Source organism: Candidatus Rickettsia colombianensi, assembly GCF_003664375.1.
GTDB lineage: Bacteria > Pseudomonadota > Alphaproteobacteria > Rickettsiales > Rickettsiaceae > Rickettsia > Rickettsia tamurae.
In genome coordinates this window covers 1-18093 of sequence record NZ_RAQN01000007.1, presented here as the reverse complement: position 1 = coordinate 18093, position 18093 = coordinate 1, and the positions used below count along the sequence as shown (strand labels likewise).

Below are 18093 nucleotides of genomic sequence, written 5' to 3'. Positions count from 1 at the left end.
ATCCATAAAACAATTAAAAAAGACTGGATACCACGATCAAGTCACAGTATGACAAATCTCTATCATGTCATCGCAACACTCATCACATATACCGACGCTGCTCCTGCTTGCCGTAAAATTTTAGAACATTCATTTATAGTAACAGCAGTGGTAACGACATCATCCACTAATAAGATTTTTTACTTACAATATTATACTTTGTGTTAAATTTGATACTACCCTTTATATTATTTTTGCGTTGTTTTCGTGAGAGAAAAGTCTGAGACTTGGTCCATTTTGATTTAGTTAAAATATCAGCTTTTAACATTTTATCGGTAACTTTAGCAATTTCTATAGCTAAAATATGAGCAGGATTATACATTCGTAGTAACCTCTTAAATCTATTCATAGGTACAGGTATGATTAAATCAATATCTTTTATATCCTCGCTATATCTATTATATAAAAGCTTAGCAAAGGTCTTAGCAAATATCGTCTTATCTTGATATTTAAACTGATGAACTATTTTTTTGCTATGCTCATTAAACTTAAATAAGCTGCGAGCAAGCTCATAATTAGGTTTGTTGCTATAACAATTTCTACAAATACAGTTATCTAAGATTTTTATACTAAATCTTTGTCCACATATACTGCAATAGGGTCTTGCTATAAACTCTAGCTTCTTCCAACAATCGCTACAAAATTCACCACTCCCCCTAGTATTTCCGAACAGCTTAAACATCTCTGCGGCAAGATATAATCTATAAGATAATTATAAGTCTTTATTAACAATTAAAATCCTCTTGAAGATTCATGGTGTTTAGAAGCATTCGGTGTTGATTGTGATGATGGTGAGCTAGCACCATAACAAACCCCCTTGCCGTGTGACAAATTCTCTTGCATATGTTGCTTGCTCATGAGCTTTGTTTTGCTCAGGTTTTACTTTATTGCTAACATTTGGAGTTATAAAAGATTGAGATGTTTCTTCCTTTTTACCGTATATTTCTTTTAAATCCCCAAATTGCGATTCAACAAAATAGCCGACTCCTGCTTTTTTACTACCGATTTAACTTTTGCAAAATTAGTTTTTTCAGGCGGAGGAGCAAATTCTTGATGATCTACTACCTCTTTTTTATTTTCATTAAATATATGCTATATTTCTTCTTGAGTTAAACCTTTAAAATTTTCAATATTATTAGACTGTACAAACTCTTCTAATGCTTTGGTATCTATTTTTGCTTGCCTTTCTTTTTCAAGCAAGTCTTTCTTATTTTCATAATTTCCTATTGATGTATTGATGTTTTTAAACTATTTATTTGATTTATTTTATCTTTGTGTCGCTCCATACGCACTAAATTAGCATCTCCTTCACCTATTACATTAGCTCCTCCATCCATAGTACCTGCTACCAAACCACCTATAACACCGCCTACAGAGCTTGCTTGTGCTACTAAAGATACCGTCTCTAAGGTAGTATCTCGTATTGCTTTTAAAATCTCTTTAGTTCTAATTGTATTTAATTTTTTAGGTTCAACTTTTTCTTGGTAAATTTTAGGTAATTGAGTATCCAAGAAATTTTTAAGTTCAGGGCTATCTTTTGCTTTATCTATTTGAGTAGTAACTACTAACTCTGCTTGCTTCACATAATTAGCTTTAATATTTTCTAAAGTTTTTTTCTTTCTATCTAAACACTTTATTTTCTTTTACTTCTAAAATTTCTTTTCCAACATTGTAAGCAACAGCTAATAAAGAAAGTGCAGCAAGCCCAACCCCAACGGGAGTGGGATTAAGGACTAACGATACTGCGACGCCGTCAATTCTAGCCGCACGTCTTACTGCTTTACTACCTAATGTTTTATATGTTTTCTCTAGAACATTTGCTGCAGTTTCACCACCGGGTAGTGTCCTGATTTTATTTAATGCCTTATCAGCTAAACCGGAACTTGGGGGACCTTTTTCTTGAATTTTTGCACCTTGCTGAAGTTTATCAACCGGATCATAAGCTTTTGCTACTTTTTCTCCGACATTAACTACTCCATCTGCTATATGAGTAAGATCATGGGTAATGGCAACTTTACTAACTTAACTCCCTTTACTACTTCTACAGCTACCCCACCCATAGCAATTCCGGCACGAGCAACTCTAGCACCGTAAAGTGCCGTATCCTCTTTCAGCATTCTTTTTCCTGCTGGCTTATTTTGCGATTGCCGTTCCTGTGAAGGCTCAGAAGCTTTTGTTTGTGCTGCTTCTAAAGGCTCTACTCTTTCAGGGGTCTTTATTGAAGATTTAAGCTTATTATCTTCTGCTGCATTTTTTATTCCTTCTTCAGGAGTATTAATAGTTACTGCTTAAATTTTCTTTACTCATGAATGCTCTCTAACTTTTTTAGGTATTAACACTCCTATCTCATACAGTGGCTTGACCACGGTATCTAGAAAAACAACTTATAGCGTGTATTCTTTGATGTTTTTACTGGATACCGTGGTCAAGCCACTGTATAACAACAAAAACTAACATCTTATCGTCTTCCCATCGCATAGCTAGTAATCAAGTTTTTTATAGGTTTAAAATTACTTATCGCCTTAAACCCTATTTGTCTTATACATCTTAAATTTTTGGAATAATTTGAGAAAATATTATTTAACTCATCAGTCAGCTTATACATAATAAAATTATCGTCTTGCCTTAGCTTTTGATATTCTTGTAATGTACCATTATTACTAACGATTATGCTCAAAGTCTCTATATCTTTTATACCTTGATTAAGCCCTTGTCCGGCGAGCGGATGTACTGTGTGGGCAGTATCTGCAATAAGAACTATACGGTTATGAAAATATCTATTTGCTATACGGGCTTTTAACGGGAAGCTACTAATCTCGTTATCAATAGTAATTTTACCTAAGGAATTACCGGCATTTCTTTGAGTTAAAAACCTGACTTCTTCTATAGGCAAATTAACAATTAAAGCAGCTTGACTAGCAGAAGTTGACCATATTACGGAAGAGCTATATTGATCTTTTAAAGGTAACAAAGCAAAAGGACCAAGCGGCAAAAAATGCTCCATAGCACAATTTTCATGCGGCTTTTCATGCTTAATATTAAATGTAAGAGCTGTTTGATAAGGTTTTTCAATTTCATTAGCGAAATAATGAGATCTTACTTTTGAATTTACTCCGTCACATATAATTAATAAATTACATTTAATTTGTTTATCATCAAATTTTATAATTGAATAATCACTATGACTTATAACTTCTTGATATTCATTATTATCAATTAAGGTTATCAACGGATTATTAGTTACTTTTGACAATAATATTTTTTTAAAATTGCTATTCTTAACCACATATCCAAGTACAGCATCATCATTTCGTAAGTCTAATATCTCTGAAGCCTTATTATCTACTACATATACGTCTTGCATTTCTGCCACAAACTTCTTAAGCTCTTCCCATATATCAATAGAGAATAAGAAATTTTTAGAATGCGGCGTTAAAGCAGTAGTTCTTATATCTTTAAAAAACTCCGGGCTTTTTACCGATTTATTCTCGCATATAGTAGTTTTTATACCCTTTTGTGCAAAAGAAAGTGCCGTTAGCATGCCGCTCAAACCACATCCTAAGATTATCGTATCAATCTGCTTTGTTTTCATTCGATTCATTTATGAAATATTTTAAATAACCGTTTGTGGCTATAAAGCTTAAAAGAAAATAAATAATTGCTATATCTAAATATGAACTATTTCCTGAGTATAAACCTAAACAGCAAATAAATAAACTCGCTAAAGTCGTGAAGCTATTTAAAATCAATAAATTTGTAAAAATATCCGTTTTTCTGATAAATAGGTAGGTTATTAAGCAAATAAATAATGAAATAATAATTAAAAAGATGTTAAGCATAATTTTTAAATCGGTTTTTCCGTCATTACGAGGAAAAACTGTAAGTTTTGACGAAGCAATCCAGTAAAATGATTTTTCTGGATTGCCACGCTCCCTACGGTCGCTCGCAATGACGATTTCGGTATCAACACACCACTCATTATATATAATCATTTATAACACTACAAACTGCAAATAAAATTAATTAAAATTCCTTAAATAATTTTAATATTATGTAATCTTAGCCAACCTTTACACTATTAAATAGCTATTGTGACAAAAATGTTATAAAAAATGTTGCTTTCTTTTACATTCGGCATTAACGTATATATTTAGGTTTTGATTAATATTTTTAAGGTAAATTGTAATGTCACAACTAGATGTTTTAATAGTAGACGATGAAGAGAGTATACGAAATCTCATTGCTGCAAATTTGAAAGATGAAGATTTTAACCCTAAGGTTGCCGCTAATAGTACTCAAGCCCTTAAAATACTTTCCGAAAAACCGGTCTCTGCAGTTATACTTGATATTTGGCTTCAAGGAAGCGAAATTGATGGGCTTGGAATTTTAGAGATAATTAAAAAACGCTATCCTTTAATGCCGGTAATAATTATTAGCGGTCATGGCACTATAGAAACAGCGGTAAATGCTATAAAAATGGGGGCTTACGATTATATAGAAAAACCGTTTAATAATGATAAATTAGTTATTTTACTTAAAAGAGCTTGTGAAGTAATGAAATTAAAACGTGAAAATATAGATTTAAAATCAAAGGTTATAGATAAAACTGAATTAGTAGGCGGCTGTTCGGTAACTTTAAAATATAAAATGGAAATAGAAAAGGCAGCTAGCTCTAGCAGTCGTATAATGATTCACGGTAAAGTCGGTAGCGGTAAAGAACTTGCCGCAAGGTTAATTCATAAACAATCTAAAAGGGTTAATAATCCATTCATTATTTTCAGTCCTACCTGTATGACTACAGAAAAAATTAATCAAGAATTATTCGGCGAATCGGAAAAGCAGGAAAATAATAATAAACGCCCTACTATCTTAGAATTCGCCAATAACGGTACTTTATATATAGATGAGGTCAGTAATATTCCTATTCCTATCCAGGTAAAATTATTAAAATTCCTTAAAGATCAAACTATTACAAAACCTTGCGGAAAAAATATTAAAGTTGATATAAAAATTATTACCGGCACTTCTAAAAATATCCAAGATGAAGTTAATAACGGCAAATTCCTAGAAGATCTATATTATCGTCTTAATGTATCCTCTCTAAAAGTACCTTCATTATATGAAAGGAAAGAAGACATACCGCTACTCGTTAAATATTTTGTTAAGCAACTTTCAAAATTTTCAGGTTTAAAAGAGCGTAGCTTTGCAGATAAAACTATTGCAGCTCTTCAATCCTATGAATGGCCAGGCAATATTAGACAATTACGTAACGTTGTTGAATGGACTTTAATTATGAATCCGTTAACTACAGGCAATAATGAAATTATCAAACCTTATATGATACCTTCGGAAATATTAGCCAATAGTGCTAATCTCACAAAACTTGAAGATAGCTTTGATATGTTATCTATGCCGCTTAGAGAAGCTAGGGAAGTTTTTGAACGTCAATATCTATCGGCACAAATGAGTCGTTTTAATAATAATATTTCAAAAACATCCTCATTTGTCGGTATGGAAAGATCGGCTTTGCATCGTAAATTAAAATTATTAAGCTTACATATACCTCCTACAAATAGAATCAATGAAGAAGAATATGAGGAAGCAAATGCTTAAAGTCGTATCGATAATTACTATTTATTTGTTATTAAGCAACTGTTCCGAATCTACTCGTGATGCAAATGGATTACTTACAGATAGCCAAAGCACGGTAATTCAAAATTATATAATATCGCAAAATTCTAAAAACCTTAAAGTGAACCTTAAAGAGAAGTTCGGTTCAAATTTAAAAGGAGTAAAATTAATAGGAGTAAAGCTAATAAATGAAGATTTATCAGGAATAGATTTAACTTCCTGCGAAATATTACGTGCTGATTTTGCAGGTAGTAATTTAGAAAAAGCTATACTTACAAATGCTATAATTCAAGAAAGTAATTTTGCAGATTCGGTAATAAAAAATATTTCCGGATATAATTCCGACTTTCAAGATTCAATTTTTAACAATATAACATTACAAAATACAAATTTCGTTCAATCAAATTTTAGTGATACTGCTTTTAATAAAACTACTATAATAAATGTCAACTTTGAAAATTCTAAATTTAGTCATGTATTATGGAGCAATAATACTATCGACGGTGTTAATTTTCAAAAAGCTAACCTAAAGAATAATAGCTTTAAAAATACTAATATAACAAATTCAATATTTTACGGTACGGACTTAGAAAAAAGTGTAATAAATAATACCAATTTTACTAATAATTATTTTGAATCTAGTGACCTAAGTCAAACTAAATTAACAGCAGTAATAATTAAGGATTCCAACTTCACACAAAGTATTTTTAATGAAGTAAACTTTAATAACGTACAAAGTAATAACTCTTTCTTTTCATACGCTTCCTTTCAAGATTCAACATTACAAAATATTAGCCTTACTAAATGTGATTTACAAAATAGCACAATTAGTAGTTCAGTTTTAAATCATTTTAAAATCGATAATGCTATATTAAATAATATGAGTCTAAACGATAATAAATTTAATAATTTATCAATAAAAAATAGTCATGCTAATTTTGTAAGGATTAATAAAACTAAAGGCTCAAATATTACTTTAGATAATATTAGTTATACTAATATTATTTTTAGCAATAATGATTTTAAACAATTTATAGTGATTCATACTGACTTAAACAGCAGTGAAATAATAAACTCAAATATAACTAACGGGCAATTTAATAATGTAAATTTTTCTAAATCTTTAATACAAAAGGTAAATTTTTCAGATGTTAAAATTACTTTAGGTAATTTTAACCAAGTCGCTCTAATAAATTCTAATCTAACAAATACTACGGTTATTAACTCCGTCCTTTCTAATTCACAAATAAATAATATTAACTACCAAGCATATTCCGGTTTTATTAATACTAACGTTTCTAATAATATTATTTTAAATAGCGATAATTCGAGTAAAATTCCACCAAATAATATAGTAATAAGTTCGGTAAAAGATTTGCAAAAAATAACTAACTTAACAAATATAAATTTAACAAATCTTGACTTAAGTAGTTTAGTATTTAATGGAGTAGATTTTTCAAATAATATCTTTAAAAATACTAATTTAACAAATACGGTAATAAAAAACTCTATTCTAAAAGAAGCTAATTTTTCTTCTGCAATACTTACTAAAACAGATTTCTCAAACTCAATATTAACAGATAGCATATTTAAATCAGCTAAAATTGATCAAGCGGGCTTTAGTAACTCTGACCTAACAAATGCCGATTTTACCGAAGCAACAATTAAAGATACTTCATTTGATAGAGCTAAGACAAGCGGAATGAAAGGGGTGGATAATCTTTAAATACCTTGATCCCTATACGAACATTCAGTATGTCATTCCCGCATGGATCAATTCCACCGCTGTCATTCCACGACTTGATCGCGGAATCCAGTTAAAAATACTAATAATTTTAGTATTTTTTATTGTTTTTGGATACCGTGGTCAAGCCACGGTATGACACCGAATCCATTTTTTGATCCACACGAACAATACCCCGCAGGAATGACATAGAATTTACCTTTGGTTGCTCTTTGAAGATTTTCCTTTATTAGTAGGTGTATTAGAGGGTGTAAATGAATTATTATTTATAAAAGCAGTAGGACTTTGCTTCTTCATTCTATTGATAATTTGTTGTTGTTTAAGATTATTTATCTTTTGTTTTCCGGCTATCCTTATAGATTTAGTAATTTTGGCAGTTTCTACAAATATTTCCTTAGGAGTTTGTAGCTGATCAATTCGCTCATAATGTTTTTTAAGAAACTCTTCTTTTATCTTTGGCTTTACTCCTTTCAAATCAACATATGTTTTATATAACTTCTTTAATTTTATTTTAGATTGTTTTATTTGTTGTTTGGAAGATTTTTGAGGAAGTGATTTAATCGAATTAACAAGACTACTACCTATTTCTTTTATAATATTAACTGCAGACGAAGCTATTTTCTTTATTCCTTCATAAAATTTACCTAACCCACTAGCGATAACATCTAATATTTTAGGCTTATGTTCTTTAGATATAGGGGGTATATCCCTAATAATATCTCTAGCTTCAGTTATATTATTAGCTAAATGAAGTAATGCTTTTTTCTCTTCTAACTCGGTAGATCGATTAGCATATAAACTAGCTATATCTGCCTGAGCATCTATAATATCGGTAATTATTGATTTAGTATCATTAAAAGAAAGATCTATAGGTATCTTTTTTTGCGTTATAGGGCTGTCTTCTCTTAATTTATCTAGCCTATCACGTATTGCTTGGTCTTTTTGATCATTGAGGCTTTTACTTTTTTGTTCTAGTTTAAGCTCAGATTGCATCTGCTCAATTAGATCGTCTACTTCATTACCGGATTTTTTTGTGGGGATATAAGGTCTATCTTGGAGCTTTGCAAACCTTTCTTCTAATTCTTCAAGTGTTGGAGGAGTGCCTTTAAGTTTTGCTAGTCTTTCTTCTAATTCTTGTATTATTTGATCGTCCTGCTTTTTCTTAGACATATATACCTCTATAATAATTCCTAGGTTTTGTGAAGAAAATTAATAAGATTCTTGAGAGGATAGTTGTTCCTATTTCAAAAAAATCTTATGATTTACAGCAAAAAATAGACTAATTTAATTTTCTTTCACAGAGCCTAGTTATTAATAACACCAACTACTAAATAAAGTATTTTTAAATATGAGTTAAGATATAATTACATAAAGATAGTATTGTTGCGTGGATACCAAATCGTCATTGCAAGCGGGCATTATTGCGTGGATCAATTTCACCTATGTCATCCCCCGTGGCTTGACCACGGGATCCAGTTAAAAATACTAAAATTATTAGTATTTTTTATTGTTTTTATAGACCCCATGGTCAAGCCACGAGGTGACACAGTGGGTTTTACCGGTCCACGCAACAATACCTTGCGAGCGACTAAAGGCGTTATTGTATAGCTTGTTTATGTTATTCCCTAACTTCATCAGTAGTATAAGTTTTAAAATCAGGGGCGTTAACTCTTTGTAAAGCAATTCTTCTTGCATTTCCTGTAGATAATATTAAATTGCTTTACTTACGTACTATATTACCCTTTTGATCTGTCTAAGTTTTTTGCTGACCATGCTAAACTATTATTTAGTTCGTCCGGAATACTTAAATTAAGTCTTGCCATCTTTTGACCTATATTTAATTGATAACACATCACGACACATAATACTGAAAAAAGCTATAAATACTTATCCAGCACATCCGACATGATTTTTCTAGCTATTGGAGCGGCGGCTTTACTACCCCCTCCGCCATGATCAACAAAGACGGTGACGGAATAACGAGGATCGTGATAAGGAGCAAAGCCTAAGAACAAGGCATGATTACGTCTTTCCCAAGCTATAGAATCACGGCTTAAATCATCTTTAGCATTTAATTTACCTTGTACTTGGGAAGTACCAGTTTTACCGGCGAGCTGCCTATTTTCGCCTAAAATTCTATTATAATACGCCGTACCTCCCGCAACATTAACGGTATTATACAAGCTTTCTTGTATTATTTTGATATTTTCGGGCTTAATATTGACATTATAAAATTCCGGATCATTTTTTAATATTCTAGGAGTATATAGCTTGCCGTTACTTGCAATAGCCGTAATAAACCTTGCAAGCTGCATTGGTGTCACCCTTAGAAATCCCTGTCCGATTGCTAGATTAAAACTATCCCCTATTGACCAAGGAAGCTTTAATTTTTTCTTTTTCCACTCTTTTGACGGTACAAACCCGCTACTTTCAGGAGCTAAATCAATACCGGTTTTTGAGCCGAGGCCAAATTCTCTTGCAACTTCAAGAATTTTATCTGGACCTACTATTCTTGCTAATTCATACATATAAATATTACAAGAATGCTTTAAAGCAGACATCATATCTACCGTCCCGTGTCCGCTATGATTCCAACATCTAAAGCTATTAGTACCAAGAACAGAGCTACCGTCACAAAAAACGGTTTTATTAGGATTAATGCCTACTTCAAGGGCTGCAAGTACGGTAATTATTTTAAAAACCGAACCTGGGGGATACGAGCTTTGTATTACCTTATTAATTAAAGGCTTATAAGGATCGCTCATTAAACTTTGCCAATAATTTTCCGATAATTTACTGAAATTATTTGATTCAAAACCCGGTGTGGAAGCACAAATTAGTATGTTTCCAGTTCTAGTATCCATAACTATTGCCGAAGAACCTTTAGGATTTAAATATTGCTGTATATTTTCCTGAAGAGACGCATCGATATTTAAATGCATATCTTCGCCTGATTTAGTAGGGGTTCCTACTATTTCTCTTACCTGCTTACCGTAAGCATTTACTTCAATTTTTTTATAACCGAATTCTCCTCGTAACTTGTTATCATAATATTTTTCAATACCGGATTTACCAATATTAAAATCACTTAAACTATGTATATTTAACTCTTGCTTCTCTTGCTCATTTATCTGACCGAGATAACCGATTAAATGAGAAGTAGTGCTTGAAAAAGGATAAAACCTTAAATATCCTATATCAATAAATATCGAAGCCAGTTTATACTTTTGTTCTTCAATCATCGATACTTGCTGCCAATCAAGCTGATCAAGTATTATTAAAGGAGTGTGGCGACTAGATTTTTTAATTTTTTGCTTAATATAATTATATTTTTCCGGAGATAAATTTAAAATATTACTAATTATTTCTAATTCGTCCCTATAATTATTATTAATGCTCCTATCTATTACTAGCTGATAACATGGTTTATTAGTAGCTAAAATATTGCCGTCTAAATCGTAAATTCTTCCTCTACTAGGAGGAAGTACAACAAAATTAATACGATTCTTATCTGATAAAGTCTTATATTCTTCACTTTTAATAAGCTGTAAATAAAACATTCTTATTCCAAGCAGTGATAAAAATCCGAGTTTACCTAATCCGATTATAAAGGCCCTTCGTGAAATTAACTCACCATGTAGTATTTTTTTATTTAGCATACTTTTTAAAGTAATTCATAGGAGAGTCAAGTATAAGACGAATTATATTATAAGAAAATATAGTTGTTAAAAATTGAAAGAAAATTATTAAATATCCGTCTGCTTCTAGCTTCTTGATTGTTACTAGTAAATATTTAAAATTCAATATAAATAAACAATAAACACAAAAAACAACAAAATTTATTAAATAGTTTTTAGCTATAAAAATTTTTGAAGAGAGTTTATATATTATATATGCCGACAAAAAAACTAACGAATTTGTACCGATAGGCATACCGCTTACTTGATCTATCAATAGACCGAGGAAAAATATGCTAAAAATATTTAAGGAATATAACGACATAAAATAATAAATAAATATAATTTCCATCGCTGGAAAAATTCTGCTTTGAATATTTATTTTATAACTCACCAACGGAAATAATATTATAAAAAAACATAATAAAGCAAACAGCAATTTCAATATTATTTGTAAGCTATTTTTATATATTTCCTGTTTTATCTTTAACATAAATAGTTTTTTGTTATGTGTTTTGTTTGTAGTTATTATATGTATCAGTTTTTTCGTCATTGCGAGGAACTTACAAAGTAATTGACGAAGCAATCTCAGGAGTTTGTTATTATTTCATGAGATTGTTGCGTGGACCGGTAAAACCCACTGTGTCACCTAGTTCGCTTGACCACGGGATCCAGTTAAAAATACTAAAATGATTAGTATTTTTTATTGTTTTTATGGACCCCGTGGTCAAGCGAACTAGGTGACACAGTGGGTTTTACCGGTCCACGCAACAATGCCTGCTCGCAATGATGAAATCTATAGTTATTAAGTAATATTTTTAATTTTCCTCTTCACTTTGTTCTATCGGCTCTAAACCATATAAAGATATCATACGTTCAAACACTCTACCGGCAGTAGGGGCAGCCGTCCAGCTCGCCGTTGCAAAGCCAAAGCTTTCTTTAGTGGGCTTTGGTTCATCAAATCTAATAAAAATAACATATTGCGGGTTAGATGCAGGTAGCACTCCTAAAAACGATGAAGCTCTACTATTTTTTAGATATTTCTTTTTACCCTCTGCACCTTGTGAAAGTTTTTCTGCCGTACCGGTCTTACCACCGATAAGATAGCCTTTGACCTCTGCTCTTTTACCGTTACCTTCTTTTACTACCGATCTAAATAATTTCTTCATTTGGGTAGAGGTATTTTCACTAAAAACTTTTGTACCTATTACTTTTTCATCCTTTCTTTTTAATAAAGTAAGATCATATAAAGTACCGCCGTTAACAACCGGTAACATTGCTCTAACAAAATGCAAAGGACTAATCGAAATGCCGTAGCCGTACGACATAGTAACACTAGTTAACTCATTCCATCTTTTCTCGGAAGGAAATAACGGAGTACCTCGTTCAGGTAATTCTATTTGTAACTGATCTAATAAACCTAATTTTTTTAGATATTTTTTAAAATTGCTTTTACCAATTTCAAGCATAATTTGACTTGTACCAATATTTGAAGAATATAGAAAAATCTCAGGTACACTATGCCACCCTTGCCTTGGCGTATAATCCTTAAGCTGGAATCCTCCTACTTTCATATAGCTTATATCATAAGCATCATTCATATTTATTGCACCGGTATCAAAACCGACTGCCATAGTTAATGCCTTAAATACCGAACCCATTTCGTAAATGCCGAGACTTGCTATATTAAACAACTCTTCCGGTTTTGCTAAACTCGGATGATGAGGATCGAAATCAGGCTTATTTACTAATGCTAAAATCTCGCCGTTATTTGGATCAGCAATAATACCTACTGCTCCTATAGCCTTAAATTGCTTTAAAGTTTTATCAATCTCTTCACTTAAAATACTTTGTAATCTGATATCAATAGATAATTGAAGTGGTTCTTTCCGATTCTTTGGTTCGTTTAATTCATAATCGGAATTAGTTAAATATTTATCGTAAGCGAGTTCTAAGCCACTAAGCCCTACCGAATCTCTACCTACATAACCGACAACATGCGACAATAAATTAGAAAATGTATAAATTCGTTTCTGCTCTTCTTCAAATTCAAAACCAAGTAACCCAAGGCTAGTTATCTTTTCTTGCTGACTAGGTAATAAATCTCTTTTTACCCATATAAAGCTTTTATTTGACTTCAGTTCTGCAAGTAATTTAGCCTTATTAATATCAGGTAGAATTTCTGCTAGCTTTTTTACGGAAGTTTCAGGATCAAGTACTATTTGTGGATTAGCAAATAATGATGCTGAGGGTAGGTTAACAGCTAATAAATTATCGTTTCGATCAACTATTTCTTTTCTAAATTGATGATTTTTTTTAAAAGAATTTTGGTTTTTATCGTAAACATTTGTAGCAACGATTATTAACCGGTAAGATAAAGTACAAAAAAGAAAAGAAAAGCCACAAATAACCATTAATAATCGGATTTTTGTATTTTTACTACAAACATTCCAAATTATCAGACTTTTAATTGCAGGTTTCCATTTTTCCAAAATTTGTTTCATATGTTATTTATGGTGTTTTAAGTGGGTAGCGATCCCGTCATGAGAGGAGGCATTGTTGCGTGGATCAATTTCACCTCTGTCATCCCGTGGCTTGACCACGGGATCCAGTTAAAAATACTAAAATTATTAGTATTTTTTATTGTTTTTATAGACCCCGTGGTCAAGCCACGAGGTGACACAGTGGGTTTTACCGGTCCACGCAACAATGTCCGCTTGCAATGACGTTTAAGGCTTCGTCCTACTCGAAACAGTCTGTATATACTTATTATTCGTAATTCTTTTGTAACGCCATTTACTACTCTTTGAAATACTAATATTATGATTAAATTTAATATTTTGATCGATATTTGGCCCTAACGGATCTTTTATCATTTGATAAGATTTAACTGTTTCTAATTTTAAATAAGCTGCCGCAAGTTTTTCCAATCTAGCCGGCAAAAGTAGATAAGTTTGCTCTGCTTTTAAAATATGAATATTATTATTCTCACTATTTATCTGTTTTACAACGCTACTTAATTGATAATCAAGAGTTGAGACTCGCTCCTTTATGCTGAACAAACTACATATTGCTATAATTGTTATCAATAATGTTAAATAGTGAAACTTTCTTATACTCATAATTAATTACTCATATATCGCTTTTGCTGCTCGAAGTTTTGCCGATCTCGCTCTAATATTTAGTCCTACTTCTTTATCTGACGGTGCTAGAGCTTTGTTAGTAATAATCTTAAGCCATTTATCTGGATCAATTGCCATATCGTCTTTAGCATATTTTGACCTTGCTACCGGCTTTTCTGAATTTTCTTTAAAGAAATTCTTAACTATCCTGTCTTCTAAAGAGTGAAAAGACACCACAACTAAACGTCCGTCTTTCTTTAATATATTTTTTACATTTGCTAAAAACCGCTCTAACTCCCCAAGCTCATCGTTTATATAAATCCTAATGGCTTGAAAGGTTTTAGTGGCAGGATCAATTTTGCCTTTTCTAAATCTTATACTACTTCTAACAATCTTGGCTAACCTGTCCGTACTATCAATTCTCGCCGTTTTTCTATATTCTACGATTCTCCTAGCAATTCTTCGTGAAAAGCTCTCATCTCCGTATTTGTAAATTACGTCAGCTAGCTCTTTTTCCTCTGCCGTATTTACAAACTCCTCGGCATTAAGTCCCTGCCCACTCATACGCATATCAAGCGGTCCGTCATGCAAAAACGAAAATCCTCTATCTGCTATATCTAACTGCATTGATGAAACGCCTAAATCCAGCACTATCCCATCAAAAATTTTTTTCTTAAGTTTTGTAAAACTATCCGCAAAATTCGTTTCTATAAACTCAAACCTCTCACCGTAATTTTGCTTAATTTCTTCGGCTCTTTTAATCACGTTCGGATCACGATCCAAAGCTGTGATATAACAGTCACAGCTTTCTAATATTGCTTTGCTATATCCTCCTGCGCCAAACGTACAATCTAAATAAGACTCACCGTCTTTTGGGCTTAAGGCCTCTAACATTTCATTTAGCATTACAGACACATGAGATTGTATCATTAATGAGCATTCTTTAGAGTTAAACGCTTTTCATGAGCAATTTTTTGAGCGGAATTTAAATATTTCTCAAAATTCTGCGGCTGCCAAATCTCAAAAATCACCCCTTTACCTACAAAACATGCTTGCTCTTCGATTCCTGCATGCTTCATTAAAGATTGCGGCAATATAACTCTTCCCTCACCATCAAAGGAAAGCTGCACTGCTTCCCCGAATATCATAGTCTCAAAGGCATCACGCTCCTCGGAATAAGGATCAAGTGTCTCTATCATCTGCCTTAATTTCTCGATATGCGAAATACCGCATGCTTCAATACAATTATTCCTAATCGACGGATAAGCAATCACACCGTTAAATAATTCTTTCCCTAGTACCGCACGGTAATTCGCCGGCACCGACACCCTACTCTTTTTATCAACACCATTTACATACTTAGATAAAAATACATTCATTGGTATAATTTGGGTTAATTTGGGATTTAATGGAAAATTATAGGATATTATAGGAATATAACGTAGTCAAGCGTTTTTAACAGGTAGGAGTTAAATTATTAACTTGTGTCTTTATTGTCATTGCGAACTGGCATTGTTGCATGGATCGGTTCTTCCGTCATTGCGAGGAAATTGCATAGCAATTGACGAAGCAATCTCGTGCCAAAATCCTGAGATTGCCACGCTCCTTTCAGTCTCTCGCAATGACGATATCATTCTTTATTTTACAATGCCCTAATAACTTAACATTTAAAATCCTGACATATATTTTAAACTAAGCTAGTTTAAATCAGTTAAAAAATTAAAGGTTTAAAATGCAAATAGTTAACATTCACAATGCAAAAACTCATTTATCCGAATTAATAAAATTAGCTGCAAACGGCGAAGAAATAATGATATGTAAATCAGGCAAGCCTACCGTCAAACTTATACAATATAATCCTAAGAAACAACGGCGTAAACCCGGCTATTGGGAAGGTAAAGTTGTTGTAAAAGAGGATTTTATGGATTTTTTTTAAGTAATTGTCTCAGATGAAATACCTATTAGATACACATATTTTATTGCAGTGGCTAAATAATGATAAAACCTTGCCGCATAAAATAGCAGAAATTATAGCTAATCCTAATAATTTTTCGTAAGCAGTGTAAATACATGGGAGATTACTATTAAAAAATCTTTAGGAAAACTAGAAGCTCCAAATGACCTAGAAAAAGCCATTGAGGCTAATGAATTTCAAAAATTACCGATTTCTATAGCACATAGCACTTATATTGCAAATTTACCTTTATATCATAAAGACCCGTTTGATAGACTATTGATAGCCCAAGCAATAGTAGAAGGCTTAACCTTATTAACTTGCGATACTTACATATCTAAATATTCTGTACATACAATTAAAGCTTAATATATAAAAATATTGATTTATTAATTTTTATTAATGATTACTCTGTTTTGAACATAAATAAAGGTTAATTATGCCGCAATTTGAATGTATAGCCACGATACTTAGATCACTCGGAAGTTATCAACCAAACTTTCCTTTACCTTATTTGTTTAATATTGGCGACAAACTATTTACTTCCGTACCCTATCATGCATTTATGAAAGATAATACTACTAATACCCTTATAGATTTTGAAGAATGTGAAGACAACGCAAATTATAGAATTCATAACTGGGCAAGAATTTTAATGAGAAAATGTCCGAAAGAAGCTAAACATACTATTAACTCTATAATAAAAGACGGATACAAAATAAGCTTTATATTTAATGATAGTTTTGAAATATTCTCAAATAATACGATTTCTATTTTCGGCGAGCTATACGATGTTATCGGAAATATAATAAAAGATTCAAATATACCGGCTTTTATAGGCTTTAATACTACTGAAGATCGTATTATTAATGCTAACTTTGAAGCTAATTTAAGAAACTTTACTTCATATGCTTTAGGACCAACAATACATACTGCTGCCAGGTTTATGATGTTCGATAAAGAAGATTCAAACATGCCGTCCGGTAATTCTTCAATTACTTCAACATTTTTATCATTCACTAAAGACGGAGTAGTAACAATTTGTTGTGTAATTTTTGCTATATTAGCTATTTTAAAAATACAAGAATATTGTAAAAATAGTAAAAAAACTTTAGACCAAGATAATGATAACACTTATACGCCAATGGAGCTATTAAGTAAAAAAGAAAATAAGTTTATAGAGCATCAAGATAATATATATATATAATCCTGATAAAGATATTTATGAAAAATATAGTACTACCATTTTAGGTGCTGCATCTGAAGTTTAAATTAATTATAGTATATTAAAAAATAATAACCTATAGTGAATGTCATTTAAAAACTTAACCTAATTTATGCTTAAAATACCTATAGATAATGTTATTGTATTCATATATCTAATATCTATTCTACTCATTGGTATATATTACCGAGCTAAACATATTAGTTTTAAGAACTATGCAAATGTCGAAAGTAAAGCGAAAAATAGTAAGCTGTTATTAATAGCTACGATATTTGCAAGCTCTGTCGGAGGAGCTACCACTTTCGGCATTATGGAAAAGGCTTTTTTGGGGCATGAATATTATGCTTACGCTCTTATACTTACAATACCTATAGATATATTAATTGCGATCTATATAGTGCCTTTAATTGCCAAACATTACGGAGCTGAAAGTATCGGCGACATTATGAGTACATATTACGGTAATATCGGTCGTTTTATCGGCGGTGTTAGCTCAGTCATTGTTTCAGTGGGGTTTTTGGCTGCTCAAATAAGCGTAAGCGGCTATATTTTTCAATATATCTTAGAAATAAATTATGTAAATGGGGTAATTTTAAGTTATAGTATAGTACTTATATATACTACAATAGGCGGTTTACAATCTATTGTTTTTACTAATTTACTACAATTTTTGGCAATGATAATCGCTATACCACCATAAC

The 18093-nt window shown here is 31.7% G+C and carries 20 protein-coding genes and 4 pseudogenes; 7 read left to right on the top strand and 17 right to left on the bottom strand.

Annotated features, from left to right (window positions below; translation table 11 throughout):
* Window positions 1-62 precede the first annotated feature (62 nt).
* The 8 genes and pseudogenes from D6968_RS05695 to D6968_RS01560 all read right to left on the bottom strand — a co-directional run bounded on the left by D6968_RS05695 (window position 63) and on the right by D6968_RS01560 (window position 3878).
* Window positions 63-167 carry an amidophosphoribosyltransferase gene (locus D6968_RS05695; RefSeq protein WP_245969042.1) on the bottom strand — a complete coding sequence of 35 codons (105 nt, stop codon included), beginning with the start codon at window positions 165-167 and terminating at the stop codon, window positions 63-65.
* On the bottom strand, window positions 167-721 hold the full coding sequence (locus tag D6968_RS05690; RefSeq protein WP_245969040.1) for a ComF family protein: 555 nt from the start codon (window positions 719-721) through the stop codon (window positions 167-169). The genes D6968_RS05695 and D6968_RS05690 overlap by 1 nt, the downstream gene beginning before the upstream one ends.
* 50 nt (window positions 722-771) lie before the next feature.
* Complete coding sequence (locus D6968_RS06205) at window positions 772-897, bottom strand: hypothetical protein (RefSeq protein WP_281269432.1); 126 nt, start codon at window positions 895-897, stop codon at window positions 772-774.
* Between the two features lie 365 nt (window positions 898-1262).
* Window positions 1263-1622, bottom strand: coding sequence for a hypothetical protein (locus tag D6968_RS01585; protein WP_121542952.1), 360 nt, complete (start codon window positions 1620-1622; stop codon window positions 1263-1265).
* Window positions 1623-1649: 27 nt separating this feature from the next.
* A pseudogene (locus tag D6968_RS06420) lies at window positions 1650-1944 on the bottom strand (hypothetical protein); the annotation flags it as partial.
* A 142-nt stretch (window positions 1945-2086) separates the two neighbouring features.
* Window positions 2087-2346, bottom strand: a pseudogene (locus tag D6968_RS01575) (hypothetical protein).
* 151 nt (window positions 2347-2497) lie between these two features.
* A complete protein-coding gene (gene ubiH / locus D6968_RS01565) occupies window positions 2498-3640 on the bottom strand; it encodes a 2-octaprenyl-6-methoxyphenyl hydroxylase (protein ID WP_121542948.1) in 1143 nt (380 codons plus the stop codon).
* Window positions 3612-3878, bottom strand: coding sequence for a monovalent cation/H+ antiporter complex subunit F (locus D6968_RS01560; RefSeq protein WP_008580390.1), 267 nt, complete (start codon window positions 3876-3878; stop codon window positions 3612-3614). The genes ubiH and D6968_RS01560 overlap by 29 nt, the downstream gene beginning before the upstream one ends.
* A gap of 346 nt (window positions 3879-4224) precedes the next feature.
* On the opposite strand from D6968_RS01560, the gene D6968_RS01555 reads away from it, so the two are divergent.
* The gene (locus D6968_RS01555) at window positions 4225-5652 is read left to right on the top strand and encodes a sigma-54-dependent transcriptional regulator (protein ID WP_121542946.1); all 1428 of its coding nucleotides are present in this window, start codon (window positions 4225-4227) and stop codon (window positions 5650-5652) included.
* The gene (locus D6968_RS01550; RefSeq protein WP_121542944.1) at window positions 5645-7396 is read left to right on the top strand and encodes a pentapeptide repeat-containing protein; all 1752 of its coding nucleotides are present in this window, start codon (window positions 5645-5647) and stop codon (window positions 7394-7396) included. The genes D6968_RS01555 and D6968_RS01550 overlap by 8 nt, the downstream gene beginning before the upstream one ends.
* Before the next feature lie 213 nt (window positions 7397-7609).
* Here the strand turns inward: D6968_RS01550 and D6968_RS01540 are convergent, their stop codons facing one another.
* Window positions 7610-8584 (bottom strand): AAA family ATPase, encoded by a 975-nt coding sequence (locus tag D6968_RS01540; protein ID WP_121542942.1) that lies wholly within the window; start codon window positions 8582-8584, stop codon window positions 7610-7612.
* A 210-nt stretch (window positions 8585-8794) separates the two neighbouring features.
* Here D6968_RS01540 and D6968_RS05080 point away from each other — a divergent pair, with 210 nt between their 5' ends.
* Window positions 8795-9022, top strand: a complete 228-nt coding sequence (locus D6968_RS05080; RefSeq protein ID WP_177717157.1) for a hypothetical protein — start codon at window positions 8795-8797, stop codon at window positions 9020-9022.
* 269 nt (window positions 9023-9291) lie between these two features.
* Here the strand turns inward: D6968_RS05080 and mrdA are convergent, their stop codons facing one another.
* From mrdA to mraZ, 8 genes and pseudogenes are all read right to left on the bottom strand, one after another.
* On the bottom strand, window positions 9292-11073 hold the full coding sequence (mrdA, locus tag D6968_RS01530) for a penicillin-binding protein 2 (RefSeq protein ID WP_121542940.1): 1782 nt from the start codon (window positions 11071-11073) through the stop codon (window positions 9292-9294).
* Window positions 11063-11584 carry a hypothetical protein gene (locus D6968_RS01525; protein WP_121543118.1) on the bottom strand — a complete coding sequence of 174 codons (522 nt, stop codon included), beginning with the start codon at window positions 11582-11584 and terminating at the stop codon, window positions 11063-11065. The genes mrdA and D6968_RS01525 overlap by 11 nt, the downstream gene beginning before the upstream one ends.
* Before the next feature lie 109 nt (window positions 11585-11693).
* Window positions 11694-11822: a hypothetical protein gene (locus D6968_RS06195; RefSeq protein WP_281269430.1), complete on the bottom strand. Its 129-nt coding sequence runs from the start codon at window positions 11820-11822 to the stop codon at window positions 11694-11696.
* Window positions 11823-11909: 87 nt separating this feature from the next.
* Window positions 11910-13595 (bottom strand): peptidoglycan D,D-transpeptidase FtsI family protein, encoded by a 1686-nt coding sequence (locus D6968_RS01520; protein ID WP_121542938.1) that lies wholly within the window; start codon window positions 13593-13595, stop codon window positions 11910-11912.
* Between the two features lie 47 nt (window positions 13596-13642).
* Window positions 13643-13810: pseudogene (locus tag D6968_RS06605) on the bottom strand (tRNA lysidine(34) synthetase TilS); the annotation flags it as partial.
* Window positions 13811-13820: 10 nt separating this feature from the next.
* Window positions 13821-14213, bottom strand: a complete 393-nt coding sequence (ftsL, locus tag D6968_RS01510; protein WP_121542934.1) for a cell division protein FtsL — start codon at window positions 14211-14213, stop codon at window positions 13821-13823.
* Between the two features lie 6 nt (window positions 14214-14219).
* On the bottom strand, window positions 14220-15143 hold the full coding sequence (rsmH, locus tag D6968_RS01505; protein ID WP_121542932.1) for a 16S rRNA (cytosine(1402)-N(4))-methyltransferase RsmH: 924 nt from the start codon (window positions 15141-15143) through the stop codon (window positions 14220-14222).
* Window positions 15143-15592: a division/cell wall cluster transcriptional repressor MraZ gene (gene mraZ, locus D6968_RS01500; protein WP_121542930.1), complete on the bottom strand. Its 450-nt coding sequence runs from the start codon at window positions 15590-15592 to the stop codon at window positions 15143-15145. Before mraZ ends, rsmH begins: the two co-directional genes overlap by 1 nt.
* A 353-nt stretch (window positions 15593-15945) precedes the next feature.
* Here mraZ and D6968_RS01495 point away from each other — a divergent pair, with 353 nt between their 5' ends.
* From D6968_RS01495 to D6968_RS01480, 4 genes and pseudogenes are all read left to right on the top strand, one after another.
* Entirely contained in the window at window positions 15946-16149 is a 204-nt protein-coding gene (locus D6968_RS01495) for a type II toxin-antitoxin system Phd/YefM family antitoxin (RefSeq protein WP_121542928.1), read from the top strand.
* Window positions 16150-16290: 141 nt separating this feature from the next.
* A complete protein-coding gene (locus D6968_RS06600) occupies window positions 16291-16536 on the top strand; it encodes a type II toxin-antitoxin system VapC family toxin (protein ID WP_218564469.1) in 246 nt (81 codons plus the stop codon).
* A gap of 70 nt (window positions 16537-16606) precedes the next feature.
* Window positions 16607-17374 carry a hypothetical protein gene (locus D6968_RS01485; RefSeq protein ID WP_121542926.1) on the top strand — a complete coding sequence of 256 codons (768 nt, stop codon included), beginning with the start codon at window positions 16607-16609 and terminating at the stop codon, window positions 17372-17374.
* A gap of 130 nt (window positions 17375-17504) precedes the next feature.
* A pseudogene (locus tag D6968_RS01480) lies at window positions 17505-18086 on the top strand (sodium:solute symporter family transporter); the annotation flags it as partial.
* Window positions 18087-18093 lie beyond the last annotated feature (7 nt).

Excerpts from the sequence above, each read along its gene's own strand:
- D6968_RS05690 (WP_245969040.1), bottom strand. The coding sequence starts at position 721 with ATGTTTAAGCTGTTCGGAAATACTAGGGGGAGTGGTGAATTTTGTAGC.
- D6968_RS06205 (WP_281269432.1), bottom strand. The coding sequence starts at position 897 with ATGAGCAAGCAACATATGCAAGAGAATTTGTCACACGGCAAGGGGGTT.
- ubiH (WP_121542948.1), bottom strand. The coding sequence starts at position 3,640 with ATGAATCGAATGAAAACAAAGCAGATTGATACGATAATCTTAGGATGT.
- D6968_RS01560 (WP_008580390.1), bottom strand. The coding sequence starts at position 3,878 with ATGCTTAACATCTTTTTAATTATTATTTCATTATTTATTTGCTTAATA.
- D6968_RS01555 (WP_121542946.1), top strand. The coding sequence starts at position 4,225 with ATGTCACAACTAGATGTTTTAATAGTAGACGATGAAGAGAGTATACGA.
- D6968_RS01550 (WP_121542944.1), top strand. The coding sequence starts at position 5,645 with ATGCTTAAAGTCGTATCGATAATTACTATTTATTTGTTATTAAGCAAC.
- D6968_RS01540 (WP_121542942.1), bottom strand. The coding sequence starts at position 8,584 with ATGTCTAAGAAAAAGCAGGACGATCAAATAATACAAGAATTAGAAGAA.
- mrdA (WP_121542940.1), bottom strand. The coding sequence starts at position 11,073 with ATGCTAAATAAAAAAATACTACATGGTGAGTTAATTTCACGAAGGGCC.
- D6968_RS01525 (WP_121543118.1), bottom strand. The coding sequence starts at position 11,584 with ATGTTAAAGATAAAACAGGAAATATATAAAAATAGCTTACAAATAATA.
- D6968_RS01520 (WP_121542938.1), bottom strand. The coding sequence starts at position 13,595 with ATGAAACAAATTTTGGAAAAATGGAAACCTGCAATTAAAAGTCTGATA.
- ftsL (WP_121542934.1), bottom strand. The coding sequence starts at position 14,213 with ATGAGTATAAGAAAGTTTCACTATTTAACATTATTGATAACAATTATA.
- rsmH (WP_121542932.1), bottom strand. The coding sequence starts at position 15,143 with ATGATACAATCTCATGTGTCTGTAATGCTAAATGAAATGTTAGAGGCC.
- mraZ (WP_121542930.1), bottom strand. The coding sequence starts at position 15,592 with ATGAATGTATTTTTATCTAAGTATGTAAATGGTGTTGATAAAAAGAGT.
- D6968_RS01495 (WP_121542928.1), top strand. The coding sequence starts at position 15,946 with ATGCAAATAGTTAACATTCACAATGCAAAAACTCATTTATCCGAATTA.
- D6968_RS01485 (WP_121542926.1), top strand. The coding sequence starts at position 16,607 with ATGCCGCAATTTGAATGTATAGCCACGATACTTAGATCACTCGGAAGT.